The sequence below is a fragment of the Planomicrobium sp. CPCC 101079 genome (assembly GCF_007859275.1).
In the GTDB taxonomy this organism is placed as follows: Bacteria; Bacillota; Bacilli; order Bacillales_A; family Planococcaceae; genus Planococcus.
Genome location: NZ_VOHC01000031.1, coordinates 15,820 through 35,546, shown reverse-complemented (window position 1 = coordinate 35,546; position 19,727 = coordinate 15,820). Strand labels below are relative to the sequence as shown.

Below are 19,727 nucleotides of genomic sequence, written 5' to 3'. Positions count from 1 at the left end.
AAGCACCGAGTCCTTTATAAATGAAAAAAATCAGAGAAAACAGACTGTGTGAATATTTTCACGAAAAAGGTTTGTTTTTTTTCAGGGAAGTAGTAAGATTGATAGGGAAATTCGTTCTTCATTGACGAAAGCGCCTTCTGCTTTATGTCTAGCGGGATGCGTGATAAAATATAGAAGAATCAATATAGTACAAGTAAATGCCAATAGGCAAATAGTTGGAGGTTTTTTTATGTCTAGCAAGTTTACAGATGCAAACTCCCCTTGGAGTTCCATTACTGGCCCCAACCTTGGATACGTAATGGAAATGTATGACATTTATCAGCAATCTCCGGAAGCAATCGACCCGGAATTTGCTGAGCTTTTCAAACAGTATGGATCACCCCTTGAAATAGTTGAGCAGCCAGCTGCTGCAGCTCCTTCAGCGACTGCTAACGTGGCTGCAGACAAATTCGGAAAAGTTTTGGCGGCGGTTCAATTGGCGGATGCCATTCGTGCACACGGGCATCTTGCATCGAATATTTACCCATTAAACGATCGCCCGAAAGACGCTTCACGCTTAGAGCCATCTGCATACGGGCTGACAGAACAGGACTTGAAAGAAGTTCCTGTTTCGCTTTTGCTTCCAGATGCGCCAAGTTCGATACAAAACGGCTTAGAAGCCATTACGTATTTGCGTTCGCTTTATACCGACAAAGTGGCCTATGAATTTTCACACATCGTACAGCCGCAGGAACGCAGCTGGATTCAATCGAAAATTGAATCAGGTGAAGTAAAACCATCCCTTAATGCTGAAAAGAAGAAAGAACTATTGAATCTCTTGACACATGTAGAAGGATTTGAAAAATTCATTCACCGAACATTTGTCGGCCAAAAACGCTTTTCCATCGAAGGGCTCGATACATTGGTTGTTTTGATGGATGAACTTGTCCGTTTGTCCGAAACAAAAGAAAACATCATGATCGGGATGGCGCATCGCGGTCGTTTAAATGTGCTTACACATGTATTGAACAAACCGTATGAGATGATGTTTGCTGGATTTGCCCATGTTGGCGATGAAACATTTTTGCCGGAGGATGGCTCGCTAAAAATCACAAAAGGCTGGTTTGGCGATGTGAAGTACCATATGGGTGCGGCTTACACTTCACCTGCCGGAACTACGATCAAACTTGCATACAACCCATCTCACCTGGAAGTTGTCAGCCCAGTAGTCGCAGGGCAAACGAGAGCGGCGCAAGAACTGACTAACCAAAAAGGCAAGCCAGTCATCGATTCTAAAAAAGCTTATGCAATCCTGGTGCACGGCGACGCTGCATTCCCGGGGCAAGGCGTTGTAACGGAAACATTGAACTTCAGCCGTATTCCGGGCTATCAGACGGGCGGATCTATCCACGTGATCGCCAACAACCTGATTGGATTTACGACTGAGCAATATGATTCAAGATCTACCCATTATTCTTCAGATCCGGCTAAAGGCTACGAAATTCCGGTTATCCATGTGAATGCGGATGATCCGGAAGCAGTTGTGGCAGTTGCGCGTTTGGCGTTTGAATACCGGGAAAAATTCGGCAAGGACATTTTGATCGACTTGATTGGCTACCGCCGTTATGGCCACAACGAAATGGATGAGCCATTGGTTACAAACCCGTTAATGTACCACGGCATCCACAAGCATCCGACCGTTCGTGAACTGTATGGCCGCCAATTGGCTGGCGAAAGCATCATGACGGAAGATGACGTTAAAAAGCTTGATGCAGATACACAAAAAGAAATGCAAGAAGCTTATGACCGAGTAAAAGAAAATAGCTCGCACGACGCCAATAACCAAATACCGGAAGCAGTATTAAATGGCTTCCCTGAAGTTCCAACAGGCGTGGATAAAGCGGTTTTGACTAAATTGAACGAAGAACTGCTTTCTTGGCCGGCGGATTTCAGCGTTTTCTCGAAATTGGCCCGTATTTTAAAACGCCGCGAAGAACCATTCGCTGGCAAAGGCAAAATCGATTGGGCACACGCTGAAGTGTTGGCGTTCGGCTCAATTCTGCAAGAAGGCAACCCAATCCGCCTTACTGGGCAGGATGCGCAGCGCGGCACGTTCGCCCATCGCCATCTTGTTCTGCATGATGATAAAACAGGGAACGAGCTCGTTCCGCTTCACCATATTTCGGACGCAAAAGCTTCGTTTGTTGTCTACAACAGCCCACTTAGCGAAGCCGCAATTCTTGGCTATGAATACGGCTATAATGTAGAAAATGAAAAAGCATTAGTCATCTGGGAAGCCCAATACGGCGACTTCGCGAATATGGCGCAAATGATGTTTGACCAATTTATTTCTGCGAGCCATGCAAAATGGGGCCAGAAATCCGGACTGGTCATGCTGTTGCCGCATGCTTACGAAGGGCAAGGACCGGAGCATTCGAGCGCCCGGTTGGAAAGATACCTGCAAATGGGCGGCGAAAACAACTGGACAGTAGCCAACCTTTCAAGCGCAGCAAACTATTTCCATATCATGCGCAGACAAGCGAAAATGCTTGGAGAAGATTCGATCCGTCCGCTGATTATCGTGACGCCTAAATCATTGCTTCGCCACCCGCTTGTAGGGGCAGATGTAGAAGATTTGACAGAAGGCCATTTCCAGACGGTTATTGAACAGCCTGGAATGGGCAAAGAAACAGATAAAGTGGAACGTATCCTATTTGCAAGCGGAAAAATGGCGATTGACTTGGCTGAGCGTGTAAAAGATGGAACAGGTTTCGAATGGGCGCATATCGTCCGTGTCGAACAACTGTATCCATTCCCAGCTGAAAAAATTCAAGCAATCGTGGATCGTTATCCGAACGCCAAAGAACTTGCATGGGTGCAAGAAGAACCGCAAAACATGGGATCTTGGACATTCGCTGAACCGTATTTGCGTGAAATCGCAAACGGCAAACCGGTGAATTACCATGGCCGCATCAAGCGTTCAAGCCCTGCCGAAGGCGATGGAGAAGCGCACAAAGCTGAACAAGCAAGAATTCTGGATGGAGCTTTAGCTCAATCTTAAGAATCTAGACTTTGCAATTGCCGGGAAAAAGCCCGGCAGACTAAAGAATCACCTGTTAGTTGAACCAATCGGGCTTTTAAGGATAACCGGTTTTCCCGCCAAAGAGCGGGAAGCGGTTATGTCTTGAAGCGGGATAATCTAAGGAGGAATTTTTTGTGGCAGAAATCAAAGTACCTGAATTAGCGGAATCGATTACTGAAGGAACGATCGCCCAGTGGCTTAAACAACCCGGCGAAACAGTGGAGAAAGGCGAATTCATCGTTGAACTGGAAACAGATAAAGTAAACGTTGAAGTCATTTCTGAAGAAGCAGGAGTTGTTCAAGAACACTTGGCCCAAGAAGGCGAAACAGTTGAAGTTGGACAAGTGATTGCAATTGTCGGTGCAGCTTCTGGTGCAGGCGCAAGCTCTGCACCAGCACCAAAAGCTGAAGAAGCGCCAGCAGAACCAACTGCTAAATCGGAAGCTCCTGCTACAATGGAGCCGGTCGTTAAAGACGTCGCTGCAGAAGAACAAACTTCTTCTGACCGAACAATTGCAAGCCCGGCAGCACGCAAATTAGCGCGCGAAAAAGGCATTGATCTTGCAGCAATTTCACCTGTAGACCCAATGGGCCGCGTTCGTGTTCAAGATGTGGAAGCACATGGTTCAAAACCTGCAGCAGCTTCTGCTCCTGCAGCTAAGACCGAAGCTCCTAAAGCCGCTGCCGCTCCATCTTCTGATGAAGAAAACGGCCGCATTGTACGTGAGAAAATGTCAAGACGCCGTCAGACAATTGCAAAACGATTGCTTGAAGTAAAACAATCCACTGCAATGTTGACAACGTTCAACGAAATCGACATGACGAATGTGATGGCGCTTCGCAGCCGCAAAAAAGACAAATTCCAACAAGATCACAATGGCACACGATTAGGCTTTATGTCATTCTTCACAAAAGCAGTAACTGCTGCTCTTAAAAAATACCCATACGTCAATGCTGAACTTGACGGCAATGATGTTTTGCTTAAGCAATTCTACGATGTTGGCGTTGCTGTATCGACTGAAGAAGGCTTAGTTGTTCCAATCGTACGCGATACAGACAAGAAAAACTTTGCTGAAATCGAAGCGAGTATTGCAGATCTTGCTAAAAAAGCACGTGATAAAAAATTGTCAATCGCTGATATGACAGGCGGTTCGTTCACTATCACAAACGGTGGAGTATTCGGTTCTTTAATGTCCACTCCAATCTTAAACGGAACACAAGTCGGAATTCTTGGCATGCATACCATCCAAAAACGTCCGGTTGCTATAGGCGATTCGATTGAAATCCGCCCGATGATGTATGTGGCGCTTTCTTATGACCACCGTGTGATTGATGGCAGCGATTCTGTTGGATTCTTGAAAATGGTAAAAGATTTGATCGAGAACCCGGAAGATTTGCTTCTTGAATCTTAAGATGAATCAAAGAAAGTCTTGCATTTGCAGGACTTTCTTTTTTTTGCCATTATATATATAAGAATGATTAGAATGGTTTTTAAAGGCGGTCGGAGCGATGGATATCAATTTCTTTGCTGAACTGGTAGATGAATATGGGTATTTTGCGATGTTTATATTCAATTGGATTTTGCTTTTCGGTGTGCCCATTCCTAATGAGATAGCCGCCGCTTTTTCCGGGGTATTAACGGAATTGAGTTATTTCAATCCAGTCTACGCCTTTCTTTCAGCTTATTTGGGATTGATTTCGAGCAATACGTTCGCTTATTTTATCGGCCGCGTGTTTGGAAGCCGCTTGATTCGCCGGTTGAATAAAACACAGATGAAAAACGCACTAGCACGATTCGATGTGTTTTTAGAGAAACGAGGGCATTGGGCGATCTCATTCAGCTTTTTCTTGCCCGGCATCCGCTGGGCAATGCCATATGTAATCGGTGCCGAGCGTTTCCCTTTCTCCCGTTACGTGATGTATGCTTATCCAGCTGGCAGCATATGGATGTTGATTTACTTTAATCTAGGCAGGACTTTTCCATATGCATACGAAAGTATATTGAAAAATCTCGAAGGCTTTTTTGTGGCGCTTTCGATTCTTATCCTCCTAATTTTCGTAATCCGCTATTTCTACCAGACAAAAACTGCACGCAAATAGCTTGTTTGATATTCGGCGCCTTTTTCCTTATACTAGAGGAATAGACAGACAGCAAAGGATGAGGACTGTGATTCACAACGAATGGCAAGGAAAAGAAACCATCAGAACGGTAACCTGCAAGCATACCAACGCTTCAAAATTTCTAGTTTCCAATGTTCTTACAGTTGGAAACGAATATGAAGTGAAAAATGAAACAGACGAATTCATCTTCGTTGTAGATAACACCGGAAAAGTCGGCGGATACTACAAAACCTATTTTGAATAAGAAAAGTGCTATGCACTGGAGTTAAACAATGAAAACAAAAAACCGATGACTGCTCATCGGTTTTTTCTATGGAAAAGAGGTAGCAGAAATGTCGTTAATCGAAAAAGATATTGAAAAAAGAAGCGGTCGCACTCACGGGGAATACAGCATATTGATTGGCGAAGGCGGTTATATCGCACCGGATGAATTTTTGTGGCAGGACATACTATCGGCAGTTGCTTTGCGGAAACCTGTTTTGTTGAAAGGCCCGACTGGCGCTGGCAAGACGAAGCTTGCGGAAAGCATTTCCGCAACTTTTTCCCAGCCGATGCAAAGCATCAATTGTTCCGTCGACCTGGATGCGGAAGCGTTGATCGGATTTAAGACGCTTGTTCAACGCGATGGCCAAAGCGCCATCGAATTTGTCGAAGGGCCGGTCGTTACAGCAATGAAAAATGGCCATTTTCTCTATATCGATGAAATCAATATGGCAAAAGCCGAAACGTTGCCAATTTTGCACAGTGCTTTGGATCATCGCCGCATGATGACCAATCCATTCACCGGTGAAGTTATCCAAGCGCATCCGGATTTTGGCGTAATTGCCGCCATCAACGAAGGCTATATTGGAACAACTCCGATGAACGAAGCGTTGAAAAACCGCTTTATCGCTTATCCGATTCCTTATTTGAGTGGGGGACAGTTGGCTGAATTGTGGGACCGTGAATTCCCGGAAGCCCCTGGCCAATTGAAAGCCTTTATGTTAGAACTTGCAGCAGATTTAATGAAGCAAGTTGAAAATGGTTTGCTTTCCGAAGAAGCTGCTTCAATCCGGAGCTTACTCGATGCTACGGCTTTGTCCATGCACATGGATCCGCTGCGGGCAGTTCAATACGCGATTGCCGAAAAACTGGAAGATGAAAGCGAACGCGAACTGTTCATGGATTTGGCTCATACTTGGAAAAAGTAGGTGAAGAGAATGGCGTCAGTTAACCGCTTCATACAATTCAATAATGAAACGCTGGATACAAAGATGCTTCACCAAATGGAAATGCTCGCTGGAGCACTGGCAGATGCTCCTTACCTAAAAGTAACCACCCGCAAATTAATGGAAGTACGCCCTTCCGAATCGGCTATTTCCATTAGCGTTTTCTGGAAACACCGGCCAAAGCATATCGAACGAAATGGTTACAAATCTGATGTGTACTTGTTAGGGGCGGGCTATTGGCGCCATTTTAACCTGAAAGCATGGCGTCATTTTAGCCGTACAAAGTCCAAATTGCCCGAGCTGAAGGAACAGTTGCTGTTATGTGCGGAAGAGTTCCGGCTAACGGAAAAAGTTGCTGGAGAGCGGCCTGGTACTGCTGGAGCATTTGCGGTAAGGGAAAATGTCTATATGGAATACCATAAGGGCCAGTTTCAGCAAAATCGGCAAAAAGGCTTTTTGGCGGATGCTTTTTTAAATGCGGCATATTTACGTTTGCGCGGAGAAGAAGTAAATGTCAGCGATGCGTTGGAACCCATATTTTATACTTGGACACATCTGTTTGATAGCCGGTCGACCGCAGATTCCATCCGGGTCGTCGAACAATTGATGATGCGTCTCGAATATCAACTAGAAGCGGATATGATTCATGCTTATTACACTTTCGGGGATTCCGCTGACAAGGTTCCGCCTTTCCATTACCATGAAGGCATTGAAGCTGAACAGGCTGAAAACGAAGAGGAGATCGAAACGATTGAGGAATGGTTCCAGTCTTGGCATCGGGAGACGGAAATTTCAGAAGCGCCGGCGATGGAATTTGAACTTGAACGTGGAGACTCCCAATTTGCAGAAGGCGGCAGGGAAGAGCAAGGGGATGGGGAAGTTCAGCAAACGGCCCGGGGCGATTCAAAAGGCGATCATCTAGAGGAAAACGAGGAAGAAGACCGCCAGATGGACAAGGCGCCGAAAAAGGCAAGCGGCAAATTTGGCTCGGCCAATGATCAAGTCGTCTACAGCGAAAGCCGAATCCAAATCAAACCGGACAATCAACCGCTTATTGATAGTTGGCGAAAAAAGCAGGCGCCGTTTGTGCGGGCTTTACTCAAGGAGTTAAAGAAACGCATGAATCAGCGTCAGGAAAGTGTCCGGCAAAATTTGAATGCAGGTCGTCTGTCGAAGAACTTAATGCCCCTCATCATTGACGAGCGCCCGAAGCCGTTTTACAGAAAAACTGCGCCGTCAAAAGAATTGGATGCGGTATTTTGCTTGTTGATTGATGGGTCTGCATCAATGATCGACAAGCTGGATGAGACAAAGCAAGCGGTCTTGATGTTCCACGATGTGCTGCGGGGCTTGAATGTACCGCATGAAATCGTGCTGTTTTACGAAGATGCTTTTGAAGCGAGCGATGCCAGCCAGCCGAACTATTTTGAGTGGCTGCATAAACTGGAAGACGGCAGCCGCGACCATGCTCAGGCAATCTTTTCCATGGAAGCGCACGAAGACAACCGGGATGGCTTTGCAATCCGCTGGATGTCCAACCGGATCAAACGAAGAAACGAAAAGCACCGCTTCTTGCTGGTATTTTCTGACGGGGAGCCATCTGCCTATAATTACGCAGAAAATGGGATCGTCGATACAGCGAATGCGGTGGCAGAAGCAAAAAAACAAGGGATCGAAGTGCTTCATCTGTTTTTGAGCAGCGAGCCAATTTCTGATGAGCAAGCCGCTTTTTACCGCATGATGTACGGCAACAAGTCAGTCAGCGCCGATTCGTTGGAACACTTTGTCGAACAAACGTTAAGGCTGCTGAAGCGGACGCTGCATTTAGTAATCCAATCAAGGTGAGGGGGCTGGGCTGTTATGGGCCGAGCCCAGCCAGAATTTCTGAACAAGGAAGAAGCCCCGGAAAGCATATGCTTTCCGGGGCTTCTCTTTTAATATGGAGTTTTTTCTTCCTTGCCATCATGAATGGCAAGAAGACGCTGTTTAAGGTCTTCTTCCATTTTGCCGATTTCCACTTCTGCCGCTTTGCGGTTCCTGCGGCCTTCTGCCTGGATGCGAAGTGTTTCTTCAATCGTTGTCAATAAGTTTTCCTGTGTTTGTTTTAATGTCTCAATTTCAACAATGCCCCGCTCGTTTTCTTTGGCGGTTTCAATCGAATTCATTTTCAGCATTTCGGAGTTCTTCAACAATAATTCATTTGTGGTAGCGGTGACTTGCTTTTGGGCTTCCACGGCCTTCATTTGGCGGTTAAGCGTCAAAGCGATGGCAATCTGATTTTTCCATAACGGAATGGACGTCATGATCGACGATTGGATTTTCTCGGCAAGCGTCTGGTTTGTTTGTTGGATCATGCGGATTTGCGGCGCGCTTTGGATGGTAATTTGGCGCGACAGCTGCAAGTCGTACAAGCGTTTTTCCAAACGGTCCAAAAATTGGGCCATGTCGTTGACTTCCTGATAAGCCATTTGATCGTTTGAAGCTTCCGCCTTTTTGCGGAGTGCGGGAATTGTTTCCGTCATAATTTCATCGCGCTTTAATTCTGCAGCAGCAATATAAACGTTAAGTGCTTGGAAATAAGTCTTGTTTTGGTCATACAGCTGTTCGAGCATCTGGACATCTTCCAGCAAGCCGCGCTTGGAATGGTCGAGCTGGATAGAGATCCGGTCCACTTGTGTGCTGAGCTTCTGGTATTTCGTCATCATTTCCTGGACAGAGTATTTTGCTTTCGCAAACATCTTCCGAAGACCCGATTTCTTTTTCTGAGACAACTCCTCGGGGTTTAACTCCTGCAGTTTTCTCATTAAATCATGGAGCACATCGCCGACGGGCCCAATGTCTTTTGATTGGACATGATCCAGCATTTTATGGGAAAACTGGCTTAATTGATTTTGGGCATTAGCGCCATAAGTTAAAATCGCTTCATAATTTCCGGCCGGAATTTGTTTAGCTAAATTCCGTGCTTTTTCCTGTTCTTCTTTTGTTAAGCGTTCCATCAAAGCGACTGGACGTCCATTGGTCGATTCGGCAACGCTTGTTTCAACTTTCTCTGGCTGCATGCCAAACGGGTTTCCGAGTAAATCATCCAATTCACTTTGTGTTGATCGGTTTTCTGTCATGATCCATGTCTCCTTCACTGTCTGTTTGAGCTGGCAATTCGAGTGTCTGGCTTTCTTGCTTGTCGAGTGTCATTTGTGCGTATTCCAATTCCATCCGCAGCTGTTCAACATCCGTGGATAGGACCTTCTTCAAATCCTTTTCCATAACACCGATCATCGAGCCAAGTGTTTCCCGGGTGTCCTGCAAAGCAATTTTCAATTCTTTGTCTTTAACCGGCTGCCCGACCAATAACGTATATTTCTCCGTCAATTCAAGCGCCGTATCCAAGTGGGAATAAAAAAACGGCTCCGCAAGATAAAACTTACGCGGATTTTGCTGTACATGGGCGATGATTTTTTGGCCCAGGCGGACCATTTCCCGAATCTGTTTATAGTAGGCTATTGAACGGACCCGGTAGTAATTGCCTTGCAGCTGTTTTACTTTCGCTTTTGCTTCTTTGATTTGTGTTCTTATATGTTTATATTCGCTCCGCGTCATATGAAACCTTTTTGAGTCGGAAGAAAATTGAAATTGTTTAATAGTCGAAGTGCTTGCGATATAGGATCCAGCTGCCACAGCTCCGGATGCGATAACGCCAATTTCCGCTCCCAAGTATAAAACCGGAAAAACGGCTGTCATGATTGGCAGGCTTATTCCGTGCCGCATGACGAATTTTTCAAATGGCTTCATGAAAAGGCCCTCCTTTTCTGCTCTCTCTTTATACGTTTCAATGGATGAAAGGTTTCGTCTGTAGTTCTATACCTTCTTATTTTACGGGAAAGGAAGTGGCAATACAAACTTGCAGACTATCAGAAAATTTGAAAAAAAGGTGGACATTCTATTCACATTTTGGGACAATTTATAGTAGAAAGAGATGATACTTAAGTGATAAAAATTATATTTTTCATTTAAGATATGCCGAAAAGACTAAAGTATTTTTAAAAATACACCCAAAACTAAAATTTTTAATAAGTTTTTAGATTAATTTGACTTTTTATGAAAAATTGTTATAATTAATTATGAATTAAAAACCTGCACCACAAAGAGCTATTCACCTATTCAAAAAAGTGATCAGCACGTGTTGGTACTTTTTTGAATATGTGAATTTTTTTATGGGAATTCCATATTGCAAATTTTTTATTCTCAGGAGGTTGTTCACATGCAACAAGGTACAGTTAAATGGTTTAACTCAGAAAAAGGTTTCGGTTTTATCGAAGTTGAAGGCGGAGATGACGTATTCGTTCACTTCTCAGCGATACAAGGCGAAGGCTTTAAAACGCTTGACGAAGGACAAAAAGTAGAATTTGAAGTAGAGGAAGGCAACCGCGGACCTCAAGCTACAAATGTAACTAAAATCTAATCTCCAAGACCCGCTCATTTCTGAGCGGGTCTTTTTTTATTGAAATAAACCATCCTCTCTTTGAAGGGGCAACAGCATAACTGGAAAAGGAATCGTTTTTCTTGGCGCTTTTTTTTGTTGCAGGTATTTAGGCATGGAGAAAGGTAGAAAAAAAGGCTGAAGAAACCTATATATTCTGAATGTTCAAGGCATTATGATGGACATAATTAAACCTTGTATCGGATAAAGTGAAGGAGTGGAATAATGTGGAAAAGAAACAGTGGGTGAACTTAGGTATCGCTTTTGCATTGACGTTGTTCAATTTTACATCTGCAACTGCTGCAACTACCAGCAGTAGCGAAAAAATAAGCCTTAATTCTGAAACGGGCGCGCCGGTTTTCATTGCTGGAACATTAACAGTTCCTTCACAAGCTGACCCATACGAAATTGTTCTTTCCTATCTAAGAGAAAAAGAAAACCTTTATTCCATTAAATTAGAAGGAGCACAAACTTTAGACATTATCAGTGAAACGACGGATGAATTGGGCTTCACCAATATTAAGCTGCAACATATGTATAATGGCGTCCCTGTTTTTGGCTCGGTCTTGTCAGCACATATCAATCAATCTGGAGTTTTGACCGCCATTTCTGGAGAGCTTACTCAAATTTCAAAATTGGATCAAGATCCAGCTGAAGAAAACGCTTTTTTGCAGCCTTCATCAGCAGCAGCGGCAGTTACCAATGACTTAACGGCTAAGCTTAAAAAAGCTCCCGATATCATTCAACAGGAAAGCCCTTCGCTTGTAGTGTTTGTCGGCGATGGCGAAGCGAGGCTGGCTTATAGCAGTGAAGTTGAATACTTAGAACCAGAGCCTGGCAATGTCCGTTATTTTATCGACGCCGCCAACGGAGCGATTTTGGCTTCCTTTAACCAAATCCATCAAGCTGATCCCGTAGGGAAAGACGCCGTTTCTGCCGGCACAGGGCTACTCGGAGATAAAAAATCCATCTATACCGTGCAAAACGCCGAAGGTTCATTTTTACTGGACCGTACACGCGGCAAAGGCATATTGACGTATGACGCTGCTAATATGCTGGAGCTGCCAGGTAAGCTTTGGCAAGATGCTGATGGCCTTTTCAACGAAGCTTATGACGCTGCGGCAGTCGACGCCCATGTTTATGCGGGACAAACATTTGATTACTTCAAAAAAATTCATGGACGCACAAGCTACGACGGCAAGGGGGCACGGGTGATTTCAACAGTCCATTACGGTGAAAAATATAACAATGCTTTTTGGAGCGGTTCACAAATGGTTTATGGAGATGGGGACGGCACCACATTTAGTCCGCTTTCCGGATCGCTTGATGTAGTCGCCCATGAATTGACCCATGCGGTGACTGCAACAACGGCAAAGCTGATTTACCAAGGGCAATCAGGTGCAATCAACGAGTCAATTTCGGACGTTTATGGCGCTTTAGTGGAAGGATATTTCGATGATCACCCTGACTGGCTGATCGGCGAGGATATTTATACGCCGAAACAGAAAGGAGATGCTCTTCGTTCATTGGCCGATCCAACCACGAAAGGGCAGCCTGACCATTATTCGAAACTCTATTTAGGGACAGAGGATTACGGAGGCGTCCATATCAATTCGGGTATTGGCAATAAAGCGGCCTATTTGCTGGCCAATGGCGGAACACATTACAGCGTTGCCGTTAAAGGAATCGGCCTGGACAAAACAGGGAAAATTCTTTACCGTACTTTAACCCAATATTTGACCCCAAATACATCTTACAGACAATACCAAGCTGCGGCTGTTCAAGCTGCAACTGATCTATATGGCGCATCAAGCGAAGAAGTGAACAGTGTGAAAGCGGCATTTTCTGCCGTAGGACTGCAATGACTTGAGACAGTGGAGCTTTTTAAAGAACCGTTCATTGAGCGGTTCTTTTTATATGCGACAAGAATAGCCAGTTGTCCAAGGAACGCCAGAAAAGGAACGGATTGCTGCAAACGTCAATCTGGACTTTTAATCAGCGGCGGCCTCATCAAAAAGAGGCTGCTGTTGTTCAATTCAGCAGAAACTGTTTTGTATAGCGATAGGAAGTTTTGTTTTTTAGGAATAAAGGTATAGGAACTTATAGAAGAATTGAGAGGGGAGATAAGATGACGAACGAATATTTAAGCAAGCCGTTGCCAAGTGAAGAAGAACAACAGGACTTCTACCAAAAACTGCGCGCGAAAGTGCAGACTTGGCTTGATAATAAATCAGGTTTGGTAGGAAAGCTGGGCAAGTATGTGCTGTTTGCGCCTGACTTGTTTCATTTATTGACGAAAATGATGTTCGATAACCGGATTGACGCAAAAAGCAAAGGCATGATCGGAGCCGGTATTTTGTACTTTTTCGCCCCGTTGGATTTTCTTCCGGAAATTCTGGTTGGACCTGGAGGATTTGCGGATGACGTAGTGGTTGCGGTCTATATCGTCAATACGCTCCTAAACAAATTCCCGAATGAAGTTATTGAAGAGCATTGGGCAGGGGACGAAGAATTGTTAAGCGTGATTCGCGGCATTTCTGACTCAGGCAGCAAATTCGTTTCTAAATTGCCTGCAGGACGACTGGTCAAACGCTTCTTGAAATAATAGAAAATCCGCGGCTCTTATGCCGCGGGTGTTGGGAGTTATGTTGAGTTACAACTTTAGCTTTGCCGAGATAAACTAAAAGCCTTCACTCCCAAATTGGAAGTGAAGGCTTTTTAAATTTTTAGTTGGTGATGCCTTGAGTTTCTTTCCATTCCAAAAACTCGTCATAAGTTAATTGCTTGTCAAGGATTGTGCCGTCTTCACGGATTTCAATCACACGGTTGGCAATTGTCTGGATAAACTGATGGTCATGGGAAGTGAAGACCATGGCGCCTTTGAAAGCGATTAGGCCATTGTTCAGGGCCTGGATCGATTCCAAGTCCAAGTGGTTGGTTGGCTCATCCAGCAGCAGGACATTGGCGTGCGACAGCATCATTTTTGATAGCATGCAGCGCACTTTTTCGCCACCTGACAAAACAGACGGTTTCTTTTTCACTTCTTCACCAGAAAATAACATTCTTCCCAGGAATCCACGAAGGAAGGTTTCGCTTTCGTCTTCCGGAGAATACTGGCGCAGCCAGTCTACTAGCGATAATTCACTGCCTTCAAAATAAGCGGTATTGTCGATTGGCAAGTAAGCGCGTGAAGTCGTGACACCCCAACGGATAGATCCTGCAGCCGGTTCGTCTTCTTCAGCAAGTATGCGGAGAAGCGCCGATTTTGCCAAGGGCTCGCCAATCAAGACGATTTTGTCGTCTTTGCTCATATTGAAGCTGATGTTGTTCAACAGCTGATTGCCGTCAACTTGTTGGCTAAGGTCTTTCACGGTCAATACGTCGTTGCCGATTTCGCGTCCAATCGTGAAGTTGACGAACGGGTATTTGCGGGAAGAAGGGTGGATGTCATCCAATTGGATCTTATCAAGCATTTTTTTCCGTGATGTGGCTTGCTTCGATTTTGAAGCGTTCGCGGAGAACCGGGCGATAAACGCTTGGAGCTCTTTGATCTTTTCTTCTTTTTTCGAGTTTTGGTCACTCGCTAAGCGTGTTGCCAACTGGCTCGATTCGTACCAGAAGTCGTAGTTTCCGACATATAGCTGGATTTTTCCGAAGTCGAGGTCCGCAATGTGTGTGCACACTTTGTTCAAGAAGTGGCGGTCATGGGATACCACAATAACGGTGTTTTCAAAGTTGATCAAAAATTCTTCGAGCCATTTGATTGCATTCAAGTCCAAGTGGTTGGTAGGCTCATCCAGGAGAAGAACGTCCGGTTTGCCGAACAAGGCTTGGGCAAGCAAAACTTTTACTTTATCCGAACCGGATAATTCAGCCATCTTTTTGTCATGAAGGTCTTCAGAAATGCCAAGACCTTGCAATAGAATGGCCGCTTCCGATTCAGCTTCCCAACCGTTCAGTTCAGCAAATTCCCCTTCCAGTTCAGCGGCGCGCATGCCATCTTCATCAGAGAAGTCTTCTTTCATATAGATGGCATTTTTTTCAGACATGATGTCGTAAAGCTTCTTATGTCCCATGATCACTGTTTCCAGGACAGCATGTTCTTCGTACTCAAAGTGGTCTTGCTTCAATACGGCCAAACGCTCGCCAGAACCCATCGAAACATTCCCGGATTGGGCGTCAAGTTCACCGGACAAAATTTTGATGAAAGTAGACTTGCCGGCGCCGTTTGCACCGATTAATCCGTAACAATTTCCGGGGTTGAATTGAATGTTCACGTCTTCAAACAATTTGCGGTCGCCAAAGCGAAGACTTACATCATTTACTGCTATCATTTTTTACGTACCTCCTAAATTTCACAATAAGAAGAGTATACCATGAATCAGCCGGAAATCGATAGCAATCAGCCACCGTCTGGGATAAACTTAACCAGAATGTTCTATAGCTTATTTATATTTTCTTTCTTTGTAGGCGTTGAGCAAGCCAAGGTCTTTGTTTAACAGATATTCCATGCGGACGTAATCCTTGCGAGTCGGAATATGTTCCTTTGTCAGACCTTTCATGGAAAAGATGAAATAATAGCCGCCGATTTGGCGGAACAGCACCACGACGTGAGGAAATTCATCAAAAACAGCTTTTATATTGTAGCGTTTCGCATAGCTCCAATTTATCAGTTTCATCGGATTACCTGCCTTTCACACCTTTATCTTAATCAAAAGCGGCAGGGAACACAAGTTTGTATATATACACATGCTAGGAGGAAATATTACGTGGCAGCTCATCCGAAAAAATCAGCTTTAGGCTTGATGGTCGTGGCTATATTTTTTATCTCCCTGAACCTGCGGCCGGCTATTTCTTCTATCGGTCCACTTCTGGAAACAATACGCAGCGACCTTGATTTGAGCAACAGCGAAGTGAGTTTGCTGACTTCGGTTCCGGTATTTTGCATGGGGCTTTTCGCTCCATTTGCAGTTTGGGTAAATCGTAAATTCGGCATCAAAAGCGGCATCACGCTTTTATTGTTGGCAATCGGTTTTTTCACTTTGCTTCGCGGGCTTGTTCCGTCATACGCAGTTTTGTTTATCAGCTCTTTTTTCATTGGGCTGGCTATTGCGATTATCGGCCCGTTGCTTTCGGCAATGATAAAACGTAATTTCCCGACGCGGACAGCTGCACTTATCGGAGTGTACTCGTTCGGCCTTGGATTTGGAGCAACGTTATCCGCAGGGCTTACGGGCGTTTTTTATGCAGCGGCAGACTGGCCGATCGCTTTAGCAAGCTGGGGGTTATTGGCGGTTGCAGCCATAGGCTTATGGCTTCGGGTCAAACAACCAGAGCAGCAAATGATAATAAGAGATGGGGAAGAAATGCAGTCTGTTCAGTCGCCATGGCAAAACAGGCGTGCATGGCTTATGCTGATTTTTTTCGCCCTCCAATCTTCGCTGTTTTTTTCAGCTATTACGTGGGTTGCCCCTATTGCAATGGACAAAGGCATGTCGGTGTTAACGGCGGGTGCAGTGTTGACGCTCATGTCTGCTGTCCAGCTTTTGGGCAATTTGTGCATTCCGCTTTTGCTGCAAAAATTTCCAAACCGTTTTTTATGGATAGTGATCAGCCTTTCTTTCGGTGCCGCCGGTGTTTTTTTACTATTAGTCGGAGGAACGGTACTTATCTGGGCAGCAGCGGTTCTTTTTGGGCTGATGCTTGGAGGTTTGTTTCCAATCGCCCTGCTCATGCCGCTTGACGAAAACACCACAGCGGAAGGAGTCAACAGCTGGACGTCCATGATCCAAACAGGCGGCTATATCATTTCAAGCACTATCCCGTTCGCCATCGGCCTTCTTTACGATCGCTACGCGACTCACGTTATTACACTTGTTATGTTTTTAGTGTTTATCGCCTTTCTGGCGATTTTTGCCTTCCTGCTTTATCACAACAGCAATAAAAAAAGCGCTGCGTAGCGCAGCGCCTGTTTATTTTGAATAGAAACTTTTTTCTTTTGTGATTAAGATCAAATACTCTTTAAAGGTTCCCGCAAAAGAAACAAAAAACCAAGAAAGGACCAGTGAAAAAAAGGGGAACATGATGCACCATGAAAAAATCATGGGAATCGGGATAGGGGCTTCAGGAAAAGTATGCGAGAAATACCAATTGTTATAGATTAAGGTTGCTGCAAGAGTTGCAATCGGTCCTATGTATACTTTTTTTGTAACAGCCGCAGCGGCAACTCCTACACAAATAACCACAAAAGGGACAATCACCAATAGCATGATGAACGGATCGATCGAATCAATTAGGTCCACAAAGACTCCTCCCCGGACGTTTCGGATAAAAAGTGTGATTGGTGAAGTTGATTTCTCCTAATTTGATTTTAAATAAACAGAACTGTCTGTCAATAGTTATATTTTCAAAATTGATAAATTGCTCTTATTTTATGTATTTTTCAGCTAAAATAGAAAGGAAAACGATAATGGGAGAGAAATTAGATGGGGAAATACAGGTCGATTTGGTTTGATGTGGATGACACGTTGTTTGATTTCAAGCAATCAGAGATTAACGCTTTACATAATACTTTTATTGAATATAAATTACCTGAAGGAATGGCTGCTTATCATGCCAGTTACCGAAAAATCAGCAATAAGCTCTGGAGTGATCTGGAAAAAGGGGAGATCGGATTGCGGGAGCTTGGGACTGAACGCTTCAAGCGCCTGTTCCTTGAACACGAGCTGGAAACTGATGCCATGCTTTTCAGCCGTTCATATCTGGGGAATTTGGGCAACGAAGCCCACTTAATGCCGGGAGCGGCCGAACTTTGTGCAAAGCTCTCTGGGTATCAGCTGGCGATCATCACCAACGGCTTCGGAGAAGTGCAACGTGCCAGGATCCAGAATTCACCGCTTAGCGGCCGGTTTGAACAGCTCATTGTATCGGAAGAAACCGGCTTTCAAAAACCGCATCCGGGTATTTTCGATTTCGCATTTAAAACACTGAAGCTGAAGGATAAAAGCAAAGTGCTGATGGTGGGCGACTCGCTTCAATCGGACATACAGGGAGGCGTAAACTACGGGATAGATACTTGCTGGTTCAATCCAATGCACAAGAAGAATTTGACAAATTTTGTACCGACTTATGAAATTCATGATTTGCTGGAGCTCTTGGACATTGTTGAAGGAGCAAAAGAAAAAAGCTGACCTATTAAACGTCAACTTTTTCCCAATTCTCTTCGATAAATTGTACTCTGCCGGATTTTTCCAGGTCTTCCTTGTATTCGTCGGGACTCTTTTTGTAAAAGTCCTGATGGTAATCTTCCGCATCGTAAAATGGCGCCGCATCTAAAATTTCTGTAACTACCGGCTTTTTGAACCGGCCGCTTGTATCGAGCGCTTGTTTCGAGTTCTCAGCCAGTTCACGCTGTTTTTCGCTGTGGACAAAAATAGCCGGGCGGTATTGCGGTCCGCGGTCCTGGAATTGCCCTTCGTTGTCGGTCGGGTCGATTTGCTGCCAGAAAATTTCAAGCAATTGTTCATATGGAAAAACATCTGGCTGGAATGTGATTTCCACTGCTTCCAAATGGCCAGTCGTGCCAGTTTTTACCTGTTCGTACGTCGGGTTTTCGATATGGCCGCCTGTGTAGCCTGAAACCACTTTTTCAATGCCGTCAAACTGGTCAAACGGTTTGACCATGCACCAAAAACAGCCGCCTGCAAATGTCGCTTTTTCTGTCATGAATGGTTGTCTCCTCTCGCCTATATAAAGTGAATTTTATCACTAGCGTGGTATTGCGACAAACAAAATGTTTTTAAAGAGAATGGAGAAACTTCTTTAGGCACGTAGACGTCTTATGGCTATAAGGAAGTATAGAAAGGAATGTCATTTAATGGAACAAGAACAACAAATAAGAAAAAATCGGCGCAAGAAAAAAAGATTCCGCCTGCGCGGAATCCTGTTCTTGCTGCTGATTGCCGTGTTGGCAATAGGAGCTTATGTCTTTATGCAATTCCAAAGCGGCCACAAACTTGCTGAGGAAAACTCGGAGTTGCCGACCATCGCATTTGATGGAGATCCTGAAAATCAAGACTATGAAAACATCCTGCTACTGGGTGTAGACGCCCGCGGCGAAGAAATTTCACGGACTGATACCATGATGTTGGTATCCCACAACAAACAGACGGATGAAGTGAAAGTTACTTCATTCATGCGTGACATTTATGCGGCCATTCCTGGCTATCAATCGTACAAATTGAACACCGCTTATTATTTAGGGGTCAAGGAGACAGGCCAAGTTGAAGATGGTGTCGCCTTGTTGGCTGACACGCTGCGGACGATGATGGGTGTTGAAATCCATCATTTTGCAATGATCGACTTCGAGAGTTTTGAAAAATTGGTCGATATAGCTGCCCCAAACGGCGTAGAAATCGATGTTGAGAAAAAAATGTCCAAAAATATCGGCGTCACGCTGAATCCAGGCGTCCAAAACTTGAACGGCAAAGAACTTCTCGGTTATGCGCGTTTCCGGGCTGATAAAGATGGTGACTTTGGACGGGTGCGGCGGCAGCAGCAAGTTGTGTCCGCCATGAAAGATGAATTGATTTCGGTGTCCGCTATTCCGAAATACCCGAAATTGGCCGGTGCTGCTCAAGGTTATATCCAAACAGATCTAACAGTTGCCGACCAAATAAAAATGGCGACGAGCATCGCCATGAACGGCGGAACAGGTGTGGAGCGGTTGACGCTTCCAGTTGAAAACAGCTACTCATTTACATCTTACTCACACGCGGGTTCAGTTATCGAAATGGATATCGAGCAAAACAAGCAAGCTTTAAGTGAATTTTTGTCGCAACCGCTTGATTAAAGTGTCAGA

General features: G+C 44.7%; 18 protein-coding genes. 12 read left to right on the top strand and 6 right to left on the bottom strand.

The genetic code is table 11. The features are described 5' to 3' along the window. The first annotated feature begins 229 nt into the window (after positions 1 to 229). From FQV28_RS16410 to FQV28_RS16385, 6 genes are all read left to right on the top strand, one after another. Positions 230 to 3,040 (top strand): 2-oxoglutarate dehydrogenase E1 component, encoded by a 2,811-nt coding sequence (locus tag FQV28_RS16410; protein WP_146497596.1) that lies wholly within the window; start codon positions 230 to 232, stop codon positions 3,038 to 3,040. A gap of 155 nt (positions 3,041 to 3,195) precedes the next feature. Then, entirely contained in the window at positions 3,196 to 4,473 is a 1,278-nt protein-coding gene (gene odhB / locus FQV28_RS16405; protein ID WP_146497595.1) for a 2-oxoglutarate dehydrogenase complex dihydrolipoyllysine-residue succinyltransferase, read from the top strand. 97 nt (positions 4,474 to 4,570) lie between these two features. Next, positions 4,571 to 5,161: a DedA family protein gene (locus tag FQV28_RS16400; RefSeq protein WP_146497594.1), complete on the top strand. Its 591-nt coding sequence runs from the start codon at positions 4,571 to 4,573 to the stop codon at positions 5,159 to 5,161. Positions 5,162 to 5,219: 58 nt separating this feature from the next. Beyond that, positions 5,220 to 5,426 carry a DUF6501 family protein gene (locus FQV28_RS16395; RefSeq protein ID WP_370455144.1) on the top strand — a complete coding sequence of 69 codons (207 nt, stop codon included), beginning with the start codon at positions 5,220 to 5,222 and terminating at the stop codon, positions 5,424 to 5,426. Positions 5,427 to 5,514: 88 nt separating this feature from the next. Beyond that, on the top strand, positions 5,515 to 6,372 hold the full coding sequence (locus tag FQV28_RS16390; RefSeq protein ID WP_146497592.1) for an ATP-binding protein: 858 nt from the start codon (positions 5,515 to 5,517) through the stop codon (positions 6,370 to 6,372). A gap of 9 nt (positions 6,373 to 6,381) precedes the next feature. Continuing rightward, on the top strand, positions 6,382 to 8,235 hold the full coding sequence (locus FQV28_RS16385) for a vWA domain-containing protein (protein ID WP_146497591.1): 1,854 nt from the start codon (positions 6,382 to 6,384) through the stop codon (positions 8,233 to 8,235). Between the two features lie 89 nt (positions 8,236 to 8,324). Here FQV28_RS16385 and FQV28_RS16380 read toward each other — a convergent pair whose 3' ends face one another. Beyond that, positions 8,325 to 9,509 (bottom strand): toxic anion resistance protein, encoded by a 1,185-nt coding sequence (locus FQV28_RS16380; RefSeq protein WP_146497590.1) that lies wholly within the window; start codon positions 9,507 to 9,509, stop codon positions 8,325 to 8,327. Continuing rightward, positions 9,481 to 10,179, bottom strand: a complete 699-nt coding sequence (locus FQV28_RS16375) for a 5-bromo-4-chloroindolyl phosphate hydrolysis family protein (protein WP_146497589.1) — start codon at positions 10,177 to 10,179, stop codon at positions 9,481 to 9,483. Before FQV28_RS16375 ends, FQV28_RS16380 begins: the two co-directional genes overlap by 29 nt. Before the next feature lie 469 nt (positions 10,180 to 10,648). On the opposite strand from FQV28_RS16375, the gene FQV28_RS16370 reads away from it, so the two are divergent. The 3 genes from FQV28_RS16370 (at position 10,649) to FQV28_RS16360 (ending at position 13,472) form a co-directional block, all read left to right on the top strand. After that, entirely contained in the window at positions 10,649 to 10,849 is a 201-nt protein-coding gene (locus FQV28_RS16370) for a cold-shock protein (protein WP_036803234.1), read from the top strand. A gap of 245 nt (positions 10,850 to 11,094) precedes the next feature. Then, positions 11,095 to 12,732, top strand: coding sequence for a M4 family metallopeptidase (locus tag FQV28_RS16365; RefSeq protein ID WP_146497588.1), 1,638 nt, complete (start codon positions 11,095 to 11,097; stop codon positions 12,730 to 12,732). Positions 12,733 to 12,995: 263 nt separating this feature from the next. Continuing rightward, positions 12,996 to 13,472 carry a YkvA family protein gene (locus FQV28_RS16360; RefSeq protein WP_146497587.1) on the top strand — a complete coding sequence of 159 codons (477 nt, stop codon included), beginning with the start codon at positions 12,996 to 12,998 and terminating at the stop codon, positions 13,470 to 13,472. Between the two features lie 121 nt (positions 13,473 to 13,593). Here the strand turns inward: FQV28_RS16360 and FQV28_RS16355 are convergent, their stop codons facing one another. Further along, positions 13,594 to 15,201 carry an ABC-F family ATP-binding cassette domain-containing protein gene (locus tag FQV28_RS16355; RefSeq protein ID WP_146497586.1) on the bottom strand — a complete coding sequence of 536 codons (1,608 nt, stop codon included), beginning with the start codon at positions 15,199 to 15,201 and terminating at the stop codon, positions 13,594 to 13,596. Between the two features lie 111 nt (positions 15,202 to 15,312). After that, positions 15,313 to 15,546: a hypothetical protein gene (locus FQV28_RS16350; protein ID WP_146497585.1), complete on the bottom strand. Its 234-nt coding sequence runs from the start codon at positions 15,544 to 15,546 to the stop codon at positions 15,313 to 15,315. 90 nt (positions 15,547 to 15,636) lie between these two features. On the opposite strand from FQV28_RS16350, the gene FQV28_RS16345 reads away from it, so the two are divergent. Continuing rightward, positions 15,637 to 16,827, top strand: coding sequence for an MFS transporter (locus tag FQV28_RS16345; protein WP_255472986.1), 1,191 nt, complete (start codon positions 15,637 to 15,639; stop codon positions 16,825 to 16,827). Between the two features lie 12 nt (positions 16,828 to 16,839). Here the strand turns inward: FQV28_RS16345 and FQV28_RS16340 are convergent, their stop codons facing one another. Further along, a complete protein-coding gene (locus tag FQV28_RS16340; protein WP_146497584.1) occupies positions 16,840 to 17,169 on the bottom strand; it encodes a hypothetical protein in 330 nt (109 codons plus the stop codon). A 183-nt stretch (positions 17,170 to 17,352) separates the two neighbouring features. On the opposite strand from FQV28_RS16340, the gene FQV28_RS16335 reads away from it, so the two are divergent. Then, the gene (locus tag FQV28_RS16335) at positions 17,353 to 18,057 is read left to right on the top strand and encodes a YjjG family noncanonical pyrimidine nucleotidase (RefSeq protein ID WP_146497583.1); all 705 of its coding nucleotides are present in this window, start codon (positions 17,353 to 17,355) and stop codon (positions 18,055 to 18,057) included. A 4-nt stretch (positions 18,058 to 18,061) separates the two neighbouring features. On the opposite strand, the gene msrA is transcribed toward FQV28_RS16335, so the two are convergent. After that, a complete protein-coding gene (msrA, locus tag FQV28_RS16330; protein ID WP_146497582.1) occupies positions 18,062 to 18,592 on the bottom strand; it encodes a peptide-methionine (S)-S-oxide reductase MsrA in 531 nt (176 codons plus the stop codon). A 151-nt stretch (positions 18,593 to 18,743) separates the two neighbouring features. Between msrA and FQV28_RS16325 the strand changes: the two genes are divergently transcribed. Then, positions 18,744 to 19,718: an LCP family protein gene (locus tag FQV28_RS16325; RefSeq protein ID WP_146497581.1), complete on the top strand. Its 975-nt coding sequence runs from the start codon at positions 18,744 to 18,746 to the stop codon at positions 19,716 to 19,718. Positions 19,719 to 19,727: the final 9 nt, after the last annotated feature.